Consider the following 15,349-nt stretch of genomic DNA (forward strand, 5'->3'; position numbering starts at 1 on the left):
CCTCCGCGGCCGTGACCCTGCCTCTACGTACAGGTAACTTCCCAGAGAGCCGTTGCCGGAAGTTCTCCGTACCCTCGACGCCCCTGGAGCCGTGATGCCCGAAGCCGTCATCGTCTCGACCGCCCGCTCCCCCATCGGCCGCGCCGGCAAGGGCTCCCTCAAGGACCTGCGCCCGGACGACCTGACCGCCACGATCATCCAGGCCGCCCTCGCCAAGGTCCCCGAGCTGGACCCGAGGGACATCGACGACCTGATGCTCGGCTGCGGCCTCCCCGGCGGCGAGCAGGGCCACAACCTCGGCCGGATCGTCGCCGTGCAGATGGGCATGGACCACCTGCCCGGCTGTACCGTCACCCGCTACTGCTCCTCGTCCCTCCAGACCAGCCGCATGGCCCTGCACGCCATCAAGGCCGGTGAGGGCGACGTCTTCATCTCGGCCGGCGTGGAGATGGTCTCCCGCTTCGGCAAGGGCAGCTCCGACGGCCTCCCGGACACGCACAACCCCTTCTTCGCCGAGGCCGAGGCCCGCACGGCCGCCGTCGCCCAGCAGGAGGGCACCGCCTGGCACGACCCGCGCGAGGACGGCCTCGTCCCCGACGCCTACATCGCGATGGGCCAGACCGCCGAGAACCTCGCCCGCCTCAAGGGCGTCACCCGCCAGGATATGGACGAGTTCGGCGTCCGCTCCCAGAACCTCGCCGAGGAAGCCCTCGAGAACGGCTTCTGGGAGCGCGAGATCACCCCGGTCACGACGCCCGACGGCACGGTCGTCAGCAAGGACGACGGCCCGCGCGCCGGCGTCACCATGGAGGGCGTGGCGGGCCTCAAGCCGGTCTTCCGGCCCGACGGCATGGTCACCGCCGGCAACTGCTGCCCGCTCAACGACGGCGCCGCCGCGCTGGTCGTCATGAGCGACACCAAGGCCCGCGAGCTCGGCCTGACCCCGCTGGCCCGCATCGTGTCGACCGGCGTCTCCGGCCTCTCCCCCGAGATCATGGGCCTCGGCCCGGTCGAGGCGAGCAAGCAGGCCCTGCGGCGCGCCGGCCTCACCGTCGACGACATCGACCTGGTCGAGATCAACGAGGCGTTCGCCGCGCAGGTGATCCCCTCCTACCGCGAGCTCGGCATCGACCTCGACAAGCTGAACGTCAACGGCGGCGCCATCGCCGTCGGCCACCCCTTCGGCATGACCGGCGCCCGGATCACCGGCACGCTCATCAACTCCCTCCAGTTCCACGACAAGCAGTTCGGCCTGGAGACGATGTGCGTCGGTGGCGGCCAGGGCATGGCGATGGTGATCGAGCGCCTGAGCTGATCCGCCCGACAGGCGCGGCGGTGACCGCCCGAAGGCCACGGCGGTGACCGCCCGACAGCCACGGCGGTGACCGCCGGGCAGGCGCGCCGGTGAGCGCCGGGCAGGCGCGCCGGTGAGCGCCGGGCAGGCGCGCCGGTGAGCGCCGGGCAGGCGCGCCGGTGAGCGCCCGGCGCGCGCGTCGGCGCGGTGACCTCTCGGTAGCCGCCGGGGCACCCCTGGTGAGCCATTGGCCCGGAGTCCGGGATTCTCCCGGACTCCGGGCCGTTTCGTGATCCAATCTCCCCCAGGATGTGACCTATCTCCCTCGCGGTGGGGATTCGCCCAGGTCAGAGCCGATCCGCCAACATATCTCGACCCGAAAATCCTGTCCGTTTCGTGACGTTACGCACTGACAGCTTGGTAGTCCGCCCTTCAAGCTGATGTAGGAAGTCGGGGGTCGACCTTGAACCGGGAGTACGTCAGTGAGCGCCATGCCGATCGCCCTGCTGGTCACCACGGCCGCCACCGGTGCCGTGGGCGTCGCCGTCCTGCGCACCCTCGTGCAGCTGCGCCGCCAGATCGCCGGTCTGCGCGCCGAGCTCACCGAGACCCGCGCCGTTCACCCGCACGGGTTCGTCCCGGCCGCCCGCACCTCGGCCGACACCGACGAGATACGTGCCGCGGTGGCCGAGGCGCTCGCCGAGGAGCGGGAGCGGGAGCTGGCCGAGGCGCGCGCCTTCTGGGCGGCCCAGGAGTCCCATGACGCCGTCGACGCGCCCTCCCTGCTGGGCCTGCCGGACAGCGAGCTGTTCCTGCCCCGCCAGGCCGACTTCGCCGGCCTGGAACCGCTGGAGCCGGTGACCGAGCCGACCGCGGACACCGACGAGTTCGCCGGGGAGTCCGCCGAACTGGCCGCGGCCCGCCGACGCCACCCCTCGCACCCGGACTTCGTCCCGGTCCAGTCCCCGGTCGTCGACGACCACGAACGCACGGTGACCGCCCTCGAGGAGCTCGCCGCCTCCCGCACCGAGCTGACCGACGTCCGCCCGGGCCCGCTGGGCACCCTGGACGTCTACGTCTTCGCCGACGGCACCACCTTGTGCATGACCCCGGGCCACCGTGAGACCGCCGAACGCCTGGCCGCGGCCCTGACCGCCGGCGAGACCCCGTACCTGCTGGGCGGATCGGGCATCTCGGGCGGCTACACGCTGACGTTCGCCTGCGGCGAGGAGAACGTCTACATCCTGGCGGACCGGGTCATCGCGAGCCTGTAGGGGCCGGGGGACCAGGTCAGCGGGAGCCTGCCCGTAGGGGCCGGGCGTCAGACGCCCGCGCGCTGCTGCGCCTCCTCGACGAGGGCGACCGCCTCGGCGACCTCGTCCGCGCTCCGCAGGACGACCTCCAGGTCGTGCCCGGCGACGGTGATCTGGTCGGCGGCCGCGAACATCCCGGCGTCGGGCATCTGCCGGGGCTCGGTGCCGGGGTCCTCGATGCGCTGCGCCCACCGGGCCAGCTCCCGGGCCAGTTCCAGGGCCTCGGCGGCGGCCCCTCGCTGGAGCCGGCTCTGGGGTGCCGCCCGCAGACGGTCGGCGAAGTGGTCCACCGCACGGGACAGAGACGTCGTATCCACCACGCGGTGAGCGTACGCGCCGTACCGGGACTGTTGCCAACGGGCGAACGCTCAGGCACGGTGACCTGAAGGACCGGCTTACAGCCCATTGCGTTCGGAGGCGCCGATGTCCCAAGTCTTCTCCGCGGAGACCCATCGCAACCTGCTGGCTCGTATCCCCCACTGCACCGGTCGTGAGGTCTCCGACTGGCTGCGCACCGTCGACGAAGGACCCGCTCTCCGTTTCGAGGAGAAGGTCAGCTGGCTGCGCCACGAGTACGACCTCGCGTACGGCCATGCCAAGGCGATCATCCACGAGTACGACCTGAGGAGGGCCGCGCGCAAGTTGCTGTAGCGCGCCCACGACACCCCGACCCGGACACGGATCACTGACCCACAGCCCCGCAGATCCACGGATTCACGGATTCACGGACACGACGAAGGGCCCCGGGAGAACCCGGGGCCCTGTGCCGGCGTCGAACCGGTCGCGTCAGTCGCTGCTGTTCAGGATGGACAGGAGCCGCAGGAACTCCATGTAGATCCACACCAGCGTCAGCGTGAGGCCGAAGGCCGCGAGCCAGGCCTCCTCGCGCGGAGCGCCGTAGGCCACGCCGTCCTCGACCTGCTTGAAGTCCAGGGCGAGGAAGCAGGCACCGAGGATGATGCCGATGACACCGAAGACGACGCCGAGGGCGCCGCTGCGGAAGCCGAGGCCGTCGCCGCCGCCGAAGACGGTGAACAGCAGGTTCACGGCCATCAGCAGGACGAAGCCGAGCGCGGCCGCCATGACGAAGCCGTAGAAGCGGCGGTTGACGCGGATCCAGCCCGCCTTGTACGCCACGAGCACACCGGCGAAGACCGCCATGGTGCCGAGGACGGCCTGGGCGACGACCCCGTCCGCGATGTACGTGGACACCGCGCTGGAGATGACGCCGAGGAAGACGCCCTCCAGGGCGGCGTACGCCAGGATCAGCGGGGGCGACGGGCGGCGCTTGAAGGACTGGACGAGCGCCAGCACCATCGCGACCAGACCGGCGCCGATCGCGATGCCGTACGACTTGCCGAGGTTGGCCTCGTCGACGGGCAGCAGCAGCCACGACAGGACGGCGGTCACGACCACGGTGCCGAGCGTCGTCGCGGTGCGCGCGACCACGTCGTCCATGGTCATCGCACCGGCGGTGGTGACCGGGGCCTGCGGGGCGCCGTACTGCGCGTCCTGCTGGGCGTAAGGGTTCTGCGCGTAGGGGTTGCCGGCCGGCTGGGCGTACGGGTTGCCCTGCGCGTACGGGTTGCCCTGCTGCGTGCCGACAGCGGGTCCCCCGGCCTGCGGCGCGGCGTTGAAGCCCGCGTAGCCGTTGTCGCGGCTGAACCCCCGTCGCGAGAAGACCGGGTTTCTGCTCCTCATTTCACTCCTCCATGGCCACACAGCGCGGCCTTGGCATCAAGAGTAATAGGTAGGCAAAGGATTGACCCTAGTGCTTGGGGAGGATCTTTCCCTCGTCGTGCTGCGCAACACGCTACGTGGATCGCTGATTCCCGGCACCGGGCGGATCCATTCATGACCAAGCCGGTACACGCCCGGAACCTGCCGGCGATCACCCGCTCGTGTGAGCCTGGATCCACCGGCTTGATTCCGGAGTGATCGTTTCGGGGTTGTCCTGGCGGTCGGCGAGATGATCTGGCTGTTCGGGCAGGGAGTATCCGCTGGTCTGTCCAGCTCTTCCACGTGTTCGGTGGTCTCGGGCCCTTGCGGGCGGGGTGGTCAGGGCTTCTCAGGCGGTGGGTGGTGGCGCGTGCACCAGGTCGAAGAGCTGGGTGAAGTCGTCGGCCCAGGGCCAGTGTTCGGGCAGGTGGAGGGTGAGGCGCCGGGCCGAACGGGCCAGGCGGGCCGGCACGTTGATCAGGTGGTCGCGGATCGTTGCGGTGGTGGCCTTGGCGTGGAAGGCGGACGCCAGGGCGCCGGCGGCGCGGGTCAGATTGTGCGCGAGAGCGGCCAGCGCGAGCCAGGCGGCGTTCGCCTGGAAGTGCCCGGAGGGGGCGTGGGCGAACGGGCCGTTCTTCAAGTCCGCGATCACCTGTTCCACGACAGCGTGCCGCCTGTGATCACGTTCGGCATCGGCGAGGGAGAGCGGAGAGTCGGTGAACGCGGCGTGGTAGCGCCAGGTATCGAAGAGCGTGCCCTGTCCCTGGGGCACCGCCGCCGGGTTGAGCCGTTTGACGCGGCGCACGATCAGACGGGCGGTGACCTGCTGCTTCTTTGGCTTGGAGGTGAAGGCGGTGTAGGTGGTCTCGGCTATCTCGGCATCCGAGATCCAGCATTGCCCCTCCTCGTCCCACACCGCCTTGGGGTACTTGATCGCTTTCCACGCGGCTTCGTCGATGCCCGCGATCGCGGCCTTGACCGAGGCGTTCATCCGCACCGTGACCGAGAAGCGGACGCCCAGGGCCCGGCAGGCGTTCACGACATCGGCGCCGTAGTACGCGGAGTCGGCCCGCACGAGCAGCAGCCCGCTCGCGCCGCACGCTCTCGCGGTGCGGATCGATTCGGCGACGAACGCAGCCGCACCTCGGGCGGAGTTGGACGGTCCCTTGCGCAGGCGGGTGGCGGCGATCACCGGAGCGGCCAGCGGGGTGGAGACGATCCCGATCAGCGCGTTCAAGCCCTTGACCTTGCTATATCCGTAGCCGGCTCCCTGCTTGGCGTAGCCGTAGGTGCGGCGGATCGTGTCGTCGATGTCCACGTAGGCCACCTGGTCGGCGCCGGGCAGCAGCGGGGTGTGCGCGGCCAGTTCGGGCAGGAACCGGCGGGCCACCGCGTGCAGTTGCTTCACGTGTCCGTGGCTGAAGGAGCGCAGGTACGAGCCCAGCGTGGACGGCGCCCGCACCCCGCTGAACAGCCGCGGCAGCCCACCGTGCCGCAGCCGGTCCATGTCATCGATGCTGTCCGCCCCGGCGACCATGCCGCCGACCAGCGACATCAGCTTCGCCGCGGGGAAGGCCCCGGTGCCGTCCTTCGAGGCCGGCAGCCGGACGTGCTCGTCGACGAGCGCGGGCAGCCCGCACCGCTCGGCCAGCCGCATCACCGGGGCCAGCCCGCCGTAACCGACCAGATTCGGATCATCAAACCGTGCGGAGACCCTCGCTATGGCATGGGAAGATTGCATCTCGGAAGTGCCTTGCTGATCGTGCGTGCTGGAAGCGTGAAGAACTCCCATCATCGCAGGTCACAAGGCACTTCCTCGTTTCCGGAGAAGCTATCCACAGGCATCAAACCGGTGGATCCGGGGTGAGCCGGTCGCCGGCGGTCTGGAAGCGGCGCTCCTGCCGTCGTGGCGCGTCCCCACGACGGAGCCGATGCCGGCGTTGCGCGGGAGGCGGACGAGGAGGAGGAAGAGGCGAAGGAGGCGGCGGGGCCGGCGGCGGTGATGCCGGCGGCGGCGGTGCGCACCGTGGCGTTCCGCCTTCCGGCGGTGCCAGGGCCCCGCAGGGCGCGGCATGGAGGGAGGCGCCGCGGGGGCGAGGAGAAAGGCGTGGGAGGTGCCCGGAACCGGACTCGAACCGGTACGCCCGCGAGGGGCAGCGAGGTTTAAGCTCGCCGTGTCTGCATTCCACCATCCGGGCAGGCCATGGGCCCCGCATCGAAGTCCTGAGCCTATCGGGACGCGTCCCCCGAACAGCGGACGAGCGGACCGATGTTGTCTTATTTTATTGACGTCTGAGGGTGCATCAGGCCATGGAACAGGCCGTCCGCACGTGCCACCAGGCTCGCGTGCGGCGTACGGGCGCGCATGCGGAATGACGGAATTTCACCGCCCGAACGAGGGTGCTCCACCGGTTCTCGACGTTTCCCCACCACACGGCGTCTCAGGGACGGGTCTCATCCCCTGGTATGACACGGCGCTCCGCGGTCCGACCCGAGTCTGCCCTCGGAACCGGAACAGCGGCTGACTACACGGCGGCGGACCGCCGGGACGATGGTTCACGTCCCCCAGAGCAACGACGTCGCCCCGACAGGAGTCACCCCGTGCCCACCACCCCCCTCGCCGACCGGACCACCACCGTGGCCGCACGTGCCACGGACCTGTCGAAGATCTACGGACAGGGCGAGACCCAGGTGGTCGCCCTCGACCGGGTCTCCGTCGACTTCCGGCAGGCCGAGTTCACCGCGATCATGGGCCCGTCCGGCTCCGGCAAGTCGACGCTGATGCACTGCGTGGCCGGTCTGGACACGTTCTCCTCCGGCTCCGTGCGGATCGGCGACACCGAGCTGGGCTCGCTGAAGGACAAGCAGCTCACCAGGTTGCGCCGCGACAAGATCGGCTTCATCTTCCAGGCGTTCAACCTGCTGCCCACGCTGACCGCCCTGGAGAACATCACCCTCCCGATGGACATCGCCGGCCGCAAGGCGGACAAGGAGTGGCTGGACACCGTGATCGGGATGGTCGGGCTGGCCGGCCGGCTCGGCCACCGGCCCTCGCAGCTCTCCGGCGGCCAGCAGCAGCGCGTCGCCGTCGCCCGCGCGCTGGCGTCCAGGCCGGACATCATCTTCGGCGACGAGCCGACCGGCAACCTCGACTCCCGCTCGGGCGCCGAGGTGCTGGGCTTCCTGCGCAACTCCGTACGGGAACTGGGACAGACGGTGGTGATGGTGACCCACGACCCGGTGGCCGCCGCCTACGCGGACCGGGTGGTGTTCCTCGCGGACGGCCGGATCGTCGACGAGCTGCACGGGCCGACCGCCGAGACGGTGCTGGACCGCATGAAGCGGTTCGACGCCAAGGGCCGCACCAGCTGATCCCCCGTCAGGACCACCGGATCCGCACGCCGGACTGAGAAGAAAAGAACCCATGTTCCGCACTGCCTTGCGCAACGTCCTCGCGCACAAGGCCCGGCTCCTGATGACCGTGCTCGCCGTGATGCTCGGCGTGGCCTTCGTGTCGGGGACCCTGGTCTTCACCAACACCCTCTCCAACGCCCTCCAGAACAGCTCCGCCAAGGGCTTCGACCAGGTCGACGTCGCCGTGACCGCCGAGACCCCGAAGGACACCGGCGACCGGATCGCCCGGACGCCCGAGCTGACCGAGGAGCTGCGCGAGCGGAGCGCCGAGGTGCCGGGCGCCGCGTCCGCGGTGGGCGTCGTCACCGGCTTCACCGCCCTCGCCGACAAGGACGGCAAGCTCGTCGGCGGCGGCTTCCAGTCCCAGGGCGGCAACTACTGGGGCGAGGAGGACCCCCGGTACCCGCTGACGGAGGGCAGCGCCCCGCACGGCGGGAACGAGGTCGCCATCGACTCCGAGACCGCCCGGCGGGCCGGCTACGAGGTCGGCGACACCGTGCGCCTGTCGGTGGACGGTCCCGTACTGACCCCGAAGATCACCGGCATCTTCACCACCGACGACGGCAACGTCGCCGCCGGCGGCAGCCTCGCCCTGTTCGACACCGCCACCGCCCAGCAGCTGTTCGGCAAGACCGGCACCTACGACGAGATCGACGTGAAGGCCGCCGCCGGCACCTCGCAGGCCGCCCTGGAGGCCGCGCTGGACAAGGCGCTGTCCGAGGACCTCGTCGAGACCACCACCGGCAGGCGGCTCGCCGACGACCAGGCGGAGACGATCGCCTCCTCGATGAGCGGGCTGAAGCAGGTCCTGCTGGTCTTCGCCGGCATCGCGCTGTTCGTCGGCACCTTCATCATCGCCAACACCTTCACCATGCTGGTCGCCCAGCGCACCAAGGAGCTGGCGCTGCTGCGCGCGGTCGGCGCCTCCCGCCGGCAGGTCACCCGGTCGGTGCTGATCGAGGCGTTCGCGGTCGGCGCGGTCGCCGGAGTGGCCGGTCTGGTCGCGGGCATCGGCATCGGCGCCGGGCTGCGCTCCCTGGTGGGCACCCTGGGCGCGACGATCCCGGACGGGCCGCTCGTGGTCTCGCCCGGCACGGTCGCGGCCGCCCTCGTGGTCGGCGTCGTCATCACCGTGCTGGCGGCCTGGCTGCCGGGCCGCCGGGCCGCGAAGATCCCGCCGGTCGCCGCGATGAGCAGCGTGCACGCCAAGGCGTCCACCAAGTCGCTGGTGCTGCGCAACACCCTCGGCGCCCTGTTCTCGGCCGCCGGTGTCGCGGTCGTCCTGGCCGCCACGACGATGGACGGCTCCGACGGCCAGGCCCCCATGGGGCTCGGCGCGGTCCTGCTCATCATCGGCGTGTTCGTGCTGACCCCGCTGCTGTCCCGCCCGCTGATCGCGGCCGCCGCGCCCGTGCTGCGCGTCTTCGGGGTGTCCGGCAAGCTGGCCCGCCAGAACTCGGTGCGCAACCCGCGCCGTACGGCGGCCACGGCCTCCGCGCTGATGATCGGCCTGACCCTGATCACCGGCATGACGGTGATGGCGGGCAGCCTCCAGACGTCCATCGACAAGATGGCCTCGGCGGCGATCGAGGCCGACTACGTGGTGTCGATGGCCAACGGCAACGCCCTCTCCCCCGACGTCGAGAAGAAGCTGAGCTCCACCGCCGGGGTGACCGCCTCCAGCCCGCTGCGCAACGCCCCCGCGCGCATCGACGGGAGGACCGAGTACCTCACCGGCGTCACCGGCTCCACCATCGGCGAGCTGACCGACCTCACGGTCGACGACGGCTCCTTCCAGGTCGGCGGCGCGCGGGTCGTCGTGGACGGCGACACCGCCGCCTCGCACGGCTGGAAGGCCGGCTCCGCCTTCACGGTGACGTACGAGGACGGGCAGAAGCAGCGGCTGACCGTCGCCGGGGTCTACCAGGGCAACCAGATGATCCGGGGCATCATGCTCGACAACACGGCCCTCGCCCCGCACCAGGACGATCCCGCCGACATGCAGGTCATGGTCAAGACGTCCGGCGGCGCGTCGGAGGCGACGACGGACGAGCTGGAGAAGGCCCTCGGTTCCAACCCGGCCATCAGGGTCCAGAGCAAGCAGGACCTCTCCGACCAGATCGCGCAGACGTTCACGCTGATGCTGAACATGCTCTACGGCCTGCTCGCGATGGCGGTGATCGTCGCGGTGCTCGGGGTCATCAACACCCTGGCGATGTCGGTGTTCGAGCGCTCCCAGGAGATCGGCATGCTGCGGGCCATCGGCCTGGACCGCAAGGCGGTCAAGCGGATGGTGCGCCTGGAGTCGCTGGTGATCTCCCTCTTCGGCGGGGTGCTCGGCATCGGGCTCGGCGTGTTCTTCGGCTGGGCGGCCGGCGAACTGCTCGGCACGAGGATGGCGACGTACGAACTCGTCATGCCGTGGGGGCGGATGGCTCTGTTCCTGGTGCTGGCCGCCGGGGTGGGCGTGCTCGCGGCGCTGTGGCCGGCGCGGCGGGCGGCCCGGCTGAACATGCTGGCGGCGATCAAGTCCGAGTGACCGGAGGGCGGCGGGGCCCCGGTGCGCGGTGGCGCACCGGGGCCCTTCGTCGTCGGGACCGGTTCAGTTCCAGGTGCGGGCGCGCAGCGGCAGTCCGGAGGTGCCGGCGGCCGGGGTGCGGACGGCCAGGACCTGGTTGACGCCGATGCGGTTGTGTTCGAAGGCGAGGGCGGAGGCCGCCATGTACAGGCGCCAGACCCGGGCGCGGCCGGGCGAGGTGAGCCGCGTCGCCCGCGCCCAGCCGGCCTCCAGGCGGTCGACCCACCGGCGCAGTGTGAGGGCGTAGTGCTCTCGGATCGACTCCACGTCGCGCACCTCGAAGCCCGCGCGCTCCAGTTGGGTGACCGTGGTGCCCACGGGGGCGAGTTCGCCGTCCGGGAAGACGTACGCGTCGATGAACTCGTCCACGTGGTAGGCGGACTCGTCACGGTGGGGGCGGCGGGCGATCTGGTGGTTGAGCAGCCGGCCGCCCGGCCGGAGCAGGGCGTACAGGGCGTTCGCGTACTCCAGGTAGCGTTCGGCGCCGACGTGTTCGGCCATGCCGATGGACGAGATCGCGTCGTAGGGCCCGTCGGTGACGTCGCGGTAGTCCTGGACGCGGATCTCGACCCGGTCGGTGAGGCCGGCGTCCGCGACCCGCTTGCGGGCGTAGATCGCCTGCTCCTGGGAGAGCGTGATGCCGACGACGCTCACGCCGTGCTCGCGGGCCGCGTGGACGGCCATCGAGCCCCAGCCGCAGCCGACGTCCAGCAGGCGCTGTCCCGGGGCCAGGGCGAGCTTGCGGCAGACCAGTTCGAGCTTGTCCCGCTGGGCGGCTTCGAGGGTGCTGTCGGGGGACTCCCAGTAGGCGCAGGAGTACACCATGGACGGGCCCAGGACGAGTTCGTAGAAGTCGTTGCCGACGTCGTAGTGGTGGCTGATGGCGCGTCTGTCGGTGCGGCGGGTGTGCAGATGGCCGGTGCGGCGGACCTCCTCGGGGGGCGGGGCGGGAGGCAGCGGCGGGCCGGCGAGCTTCAGCAGACCGCGGACCGCCGAGCGGAAGCTAGGGTCGCGCAGCGCCTCGGAGAGGGTACGGGCGTCGTCGCCGCGTTCCCAGATGAGGCCGGAGACGAGGTCGAGGGCGGTGTAGAGGTCGCCCTCGACGTCCAGGTCACCGGCCACCCAGGCGCGGGCCAGGCCCAGTTCGCCGGGTTTGAACAGAAGGCGGCGCAGGGCCCGGCGGTTGCGTACGACCAGGGTCGGCGCGTCGGGCGGACCCGCCTGCGAACCGTCCCAGGTGCGGACGCGGACCGGGAAGGGGGCGGCCAGCAACTGTTCGACGAGGGCATGGAGCCGCGGCGCGGCGTCAGCCATGGTGCACACCTCCATGGGAGTGATCCCAAAAAGTTCTGACACCACGTAAACACCTGCGGGGGCCCGTCGCAGTCCCCCACGCGTGTCATGACTGGGCAAACCCTGCGCGGGAACGCCGAAGGGGCCGCCCGCACCACGGATGGCGGGCGGCCCCTTCGGGGCGTTCGGTGAGCGGAGGTCAGGAGGCCTTCGCCTTCTCCTCCGTCTTGCCGGAGACCGGCTTGGCGGCGACCGGGGCCGGCTTGGCGGCCTCGTAGAACTCCTCGCGCGGGGACTCCAGGGCGCCGAGGGCGACGACCTCGCGCTTGAGGAACATGCCGAGCGTCCAGTCGGCGAAGACGCGGATCTTGCGGTTCCACGTCGGCATCGCCAGGCCGTGGTAGCCGCGGTGCATGTACCACGCCAGCCGGCCCTTGAGCTTGATCTTCATCTTGCCCATGACGATCATCGCGACGCCCTTGTGGAGGCCGAGGCCGGCCACCGCGCCCTTGTTGGCGTGCGCGTACTCCTTCTGCGGGAAGCCCCGCATGCCGGAGATCACGTTGTCGCCGAGGACCTTGGCCTGACGCAGCGCGTGCTGCGCGTTCGGCGGGCACCAGGCGTTCTCCACACCGGCCTTGCGGGCGGCGAGGTCGGGGACCTGCGCGTTGTCGCCGGCGGCCCAGATGTAGTCCGTGCCCTGGACCTGGAGGGTCGGGGCGCAGTCGATGTGGCCGCGCGGGCCGAGGGGCAGGCCGTAGCGCGCGAGGGCCGGGTTCGGCTTGACGCCGGCCGTCCAGACGATCGTGTTGGAGTCGACCTCGAGCCCGTTCTTCAGCACGACGTGGCCGTCGACGCAGGAGTCCATGGAGGTGGAGAGGTAGATCTCCACACCGCGGCTCTCCAGGTGCTGCTTGCCGTACTGGCCCAGCTTGGGGCCGACCTCGGGGAGGATCTTGTCGGCGGCGTCGACGAGGATGAAGCGCATGTCCTCGCGGGACACGTTCTTGTAGTACTTGGCCGCGTCACGGGCCAGGTCCTCGACCTCGCCGATGGTCTCCGCGCCCGCGAAGCCGCCACCGATGAAGACAAAGGTGAGCGCCTTGCGGCGGATCTCCTCGTCGGTGGTGGAGTCGGCCTTGTCGAGCTGCTCGAGGACGTGGTTGCGCAGACCGATGGCCTCCTCGATGCCCTTCATGCCGATGCCCTGCTCGGCGAGGCCGGGGATCGGGAAGGTGCGGGAGACCGCGCCGAGCGCGACGACCAGGTAGTCGAAGGGCAGCTCGTACGCCTCGCCGACCAGCGGGGCGATCGTGGCGACCTTGCGGTCCTGATCGATGGTGGTGACCCGGCCGGTGAGGACCTCCGCCTTGGGCAGCACGCGTCGCAGCGGGACGACGACGTGGCGCGGGGAGATGTTGCCGGCGGCGGTTTCGGGGAGGAAGGGCTGGTAGGTCATGTACGACCGGGGGTCGACGACCGTGACGGTCGCCTCGCCGTAGCGCATCTTCTTCTGGATGCGCCGAGCCGCGTACAGGCCTACGTACCCACCGCCTACTACGAGGATCCTGGGACGCTCCGTGGTGCTCATGCCATCGAGTATCCACCCGCCTCAGGGGGGTCGCTCGTGCGCCCCTTCACAAGCAACAACATAGGGTGTGCTATCCTCCGCGATCCGCGTGACCCAGGTCATGGCGCGGAAGGGGAACCCGTGCATAGGGCGGGGCGTTGTCAATGCCGCGTGAGCTGCCTCTCCGGGCCGCGAGGGTCCTCGTGAGGCCTTCGAAACACCTCCGCTCCGGGCTCCGCGAAACGTCCGCGCGCGCCTCTTTTGAACACGTTCACACGGGCGTCGGGGCCCCGGAAGGGTCAACCGGGGCGCGCGCGTCCTCCGACGGGGCCGAATTCCTTGTGAAGAACTTCACGAAGTTTTCCGACGGGGTGTCGCCGAAGGGCCCCGGACGACCCTTCCGGCGTGCTCATACGGTGTCCGTACTGCTCAGGAGAGTGCCGGGAAGGGCCGTCGCGGGGGTCGGAGAAGGGGCCGGGCGAGGGGGTCAGGCCACCGACCACGCTCGGCGAGAGGCCGGGCGAGGGGTCAGGCCACCGACCACGCGATGCCGTCGAGGATGTCGTGCTCGCTCACGACGACCTCCTCTGCGCCCGTCCGCTCCATGATCGAGAGCAGGACCAGGGCCCCGGCGGCGATCACGTCCACCCGGCCCGGGTGCATCGAGGGCACCGCGGCGCGCTCGGCGTGCGTGGAGCGCAGCAGCCACTCGGTGATCTCGCGGACCCGCTCCCGGGAGACGCGGGAGTGGTGGATGGCCGCGGAGTCGTACTCCGGCAGCTCCTGCGCGATCGCCGAGACCGTGGTCACCGAGCCCGCGAGGCCCACCAGCGTGTGCGCCTCGCGCAGCGGCACGGTCCGCTCCGCCACGTCCAGGGCGTGCTCGATGTCGGCGCGCATCGCCGCGATCTGCTCCGCCGTGGGCGGGTCGCTCACCGCGCCCTCGTGCACCAGGTGGCGCTCGGTCATCCGGACGCAGCCGACGTCGACCGAGCGGGCCGCGCGGACATGGTCGTCGCCGACGACGAACTCCGTGGAGCCGCCCCCGATGTCCACGACCAGGTAGGGGCGGGCGAGGTCGTCCCGGCCCGACAGCTCCCTGGTGGCGCCGGTGAAGGAGAACTCCGCCTCCTGGTCGCCGGAGATGACCTCCGGTTCCACGCCCAGGATGTCCAGCACCCCGCGCACGAAGTCGTCCCGGTTCTCGGCGTCGCGGGAGGCGGAGGTGGCGACGAAGCGCAGCCGTTCGGCGCCGAGCCGCTTGATGACGGCCGCGTACTCCCGGCAGGCCGCGAAGGTCCGCTCCAGCGCCTCGGGCGCGAGCCGCCCGGTGCGGTCGACGCCCTGGCCCAGGCGGACGATCGTCATACGGCGGTCCAGCTCGACCAGTTCACCGGTCGCCGGGTCCGCGTCGGCGACGAGGAGGCGGATGGAGTTCGTACCGCAGTCGACGGCGGCGACCCGGGTCACTTCCCGTCCTCCTCGGACTCGACGGACTCGACGGACTCGACGGACTCGACGGGCTTGACGGGCTTGAAGGCGAAGTAGCCGGAGTCGTCGCCCTCCACCTGCCACCCCTCCCCGGAGGGCGGTCCCGGCGGCATGACGCACGGCCCCTTGCGCCACCACTCCGGCAGCATCTCCAGCGCCTCGTCGCCCAGCGGGTTGACCCCGGGGCCGGCCGCCAGGGAGTGGGCGACCAGGACGTGCAGGCACTTGACCCGGTCCGGCATGCCGCCCGCGCTGGGGAAGCCCTTCAGCTCCTCGATCTCGTCCCGGCGCCGGATGTAGTCCTCGTGGGCGGCGCGGTAGGCGGCGGCCAGCTCCGGGTCGGTCTCCAGGCGGGCCGTCATCTCCTTCATGACGCCGTTGGCCTCCAGGGTGCCGATGGCGGAGGAGGCCTTGGGGCACGTCAGGTAGTACAGCGTCGGGAAGGGCGTGCCGTCGGGGAGGCGGGGGGCCGTCTCCACGACGTCCGGCTGGCCGCAGGGGCAGCGGTGCGCGATCGCGCGCAGGCCGCGGGGCGGGCGCCCGAGCTGCTGCTGGAAGGCCTCGACGTCCGCGTCGGTGGGCTCGGTGCGCGGAGTGGGCGGCGGGGGCGTTTTCATGCCTGTCTTTCTATCGGCTCTGGGATCTCACGGGTCGAGCCCCGCGTCTGTCGTGGCTCG

General features: G+C 71.0%; 12 protein-coding genes and 1 tRNA gene. 5 read left to right on the forward strand and 8 right to left on the reverse strand.

Annotation, left to right across the window (positions count from 1 at the left end):
- The first annotated feature begins 94 nt into the window (after window positions 1-94).
- Both ACFV9M_RS28020 and ACFV9M_RS28025 read left to right on the forward strand, forming a co-directional pair.
- Window positions 95-1,315, forward strand: a complete 1,221-nt coding sequence (locus ACFV9M_RS28020; RefSeq protein WP_385069330.1) for an acetyl-CoA C-acetyltransferase — start codon at window positions 95-97, stop codon at window positions 1,313-1,315.
- 470 nt (window positions 1,316-1,785) lie between these two features.
- Window positions 1,786-2,568, forward strand: coding sequence for a hypothetical protein (locus tag ACFV9M_RS28025; RefSeq protein ID WP_385069379.1), 783 nt, complete (start codon window positions 1,786-1,788; stop codon window positions 2,566-2,568).
- A 47-nt stretch (window positions 2,569-2,615) separates the two neighbouring features.
- Here ACFV9M_RS28025 and ACFV9M_RS28030 read toward each other — a convergent pair whose 3' ends face one another.
- Complete coding sequence (locus tag ACFV9M_RS28030; RefSeq protein WP_385069331.1) at window positions 2,616-2,927, reverse strand: hypothetical protein; 312 nt, start codon at window positions 2,925-2,927, stop codon at window positions 2,616-2,618.
- Window positions 2,928-3,030: 103 nt separating this feature from the next.
- Between ACFV9M_RS28030 and ACFV9M_RS28035 the strand changes: the two genes are divergently transcribed.
- A complete protein-coding gene (locus tag ACFV9M_RS28035; protein WP_385069333.1) occupies window positions 3,031-3,258 on the forward strand; it encodes a DUF4287 domain-containing protein in 228 nt (75 codons plus the stop codon).
- Between the two features lie 135 nt (window positions 3,259-3,393).
- On the opposite strand, the gene ACFV9M_RS28040 is transcribed toward ACFV9M_RS28035, so the two are convergent.
- The 3 genes from ACFV9M_RS28040 to ACFV9M_RS28050 all read right to left on the reverse strand — a co-directional run bounded on the left by ACFV9M_RS28040 (window position 3,394) and on the right by ACFV9M_RS28050 (window position 6,524).
- Window positions 3,394-4,308 carry a Bax inhibitor-1/YccA family protein gene (locus tag ACFV9M_RS28040; RefSeq protein WP_385069335.1) on the reverse strand — a complete coding sequence of 305 codons (915 nt, stop codon included), beginning with the start codon at window positions 4,306-4,308 and terminating at the stop codon, window positions 3,394-3,396.
- 367 nt (window positions 4,309-4,675) lie between these two features.
- Window positions 4,676-6,067: an IS1380 family transposase gene (locus tag ACFV9M_RS28045; protein ID WP_385069336.1), complete on the reverse strand. Its 1,392-nt coding sequence runs from the start codon at window positions 6,065-6,067 to the stop codon at window positions 4,676-4,678.
- A gap of 374 nt (window positions 6,068-6,441) precedes the next feature.
- Window positions 6,442-6,524 (reverse strand) — tRNA-Leu (locus ACFV9M_RS28050).
- 403 nt (window positions 6,525-6,927) lie between these two features.
- Here ACFV9M_RS28050 and ACFV9M_RS28055 point away from each other — a divergent pair.
- The gene (locus ACFV9M_RS28055) at window positions 6,928-7,698 is read left to right on the forward strand and encodes an ABC transporter ATP-binding protein (protein ID WP_385069338.1); all 771 of its coding nucleotides are present in this window, start codon (window positions 6,928-6,930) and stop codon (window positions 7,696-7,698) included.
- Between the two features lie 52 nt (window positions 7,699-7,750).
- Window positions 7,751-10,279 (forward strand): ABC transporter permease, encoded by a 2,529-nt coding sequence (locus tag ACFV9M_RS28060; RefSeq protein WP_385069340.1) that lies wholly within the window; start codon window positions 7,751-7,753, stop codon window positions 10,277-10,279.
- Window positions 10,280-10,342: 63 nt separating this feature from the next.
- On the opposite strand, the gene ACFV9M_RS28065 is transcribed toward ACFV9M_RS28060, so the two are convergent.
- The 4 genes from ACFV9M_RS28065 to ACFV9M_RS28080 all read right to left on the reverse strand — a co-directional run bounded on the left by ACFV9M_RS28065 (window position 10,343) and on the right by ACFV9M_RS28080 (window position 15,289).
- The gene (locus ACFV9M_RS28065; protein ID WP_385069341.1) at window positions 10,343-11,632 is read right to left on the reverse strand and encodes a class I SAM-dependent methyltransferase; all 1,290 of its coding nucleotides are present in this window, start codon (window positions 11,630-11,632) and stop codon (window positions 10,343-10,345) included.
- 178 nt (window positions 11,633-11,810) lie between these two features.
- Entirely contained in the window at window positions 11,811-13,202 is a 1,392-nt protein-coding gene (locus ACFV9M_RS28070) for an NAD(P)/FAD-dependent oxidoreductase (protein ID WP_385069343.1), read from the reverse strand.
- A 507-nt stretch (window positions 13,203-13,709) separates the two neighbouring features.
- Complete coding sequence (locus ACFV9M_RS28075) at window positions 13,710-14,651, reverse strand: exopolyphosphatase (protein WP_385069344.1); 942 nt, start codon at window positions 14,649-14,651, stop codon at window positions 13,710-13,712.
- Window positions 14,648-15,289 (reverse strand): DUF501 domain-containing protein, encoded by a 642-nt coding sequence (locus tag ACFV9M_RS28080; RefSeq protein WP_385069346.1) that lies wholly within the window; start codon window positions 15,287-15,289, stop codon window positions 14,648-14,650. The genes ACFV9M_RS28075 and ACFV9M_RS28080 overlap by 4 nt, the downstream gene beginning before the upstream one ends.
- Window positions 15,290-15,349: the final 60 nt, after the last annotated feature.

The organism is Streptomyces sp. NPDC059895, from assembly GCF_042731035.1.
GTDB lineage: Bacteria > Actinomycetota > Actinomycetes > Streptomycetales > Streptomycetaceae > Streptomyces.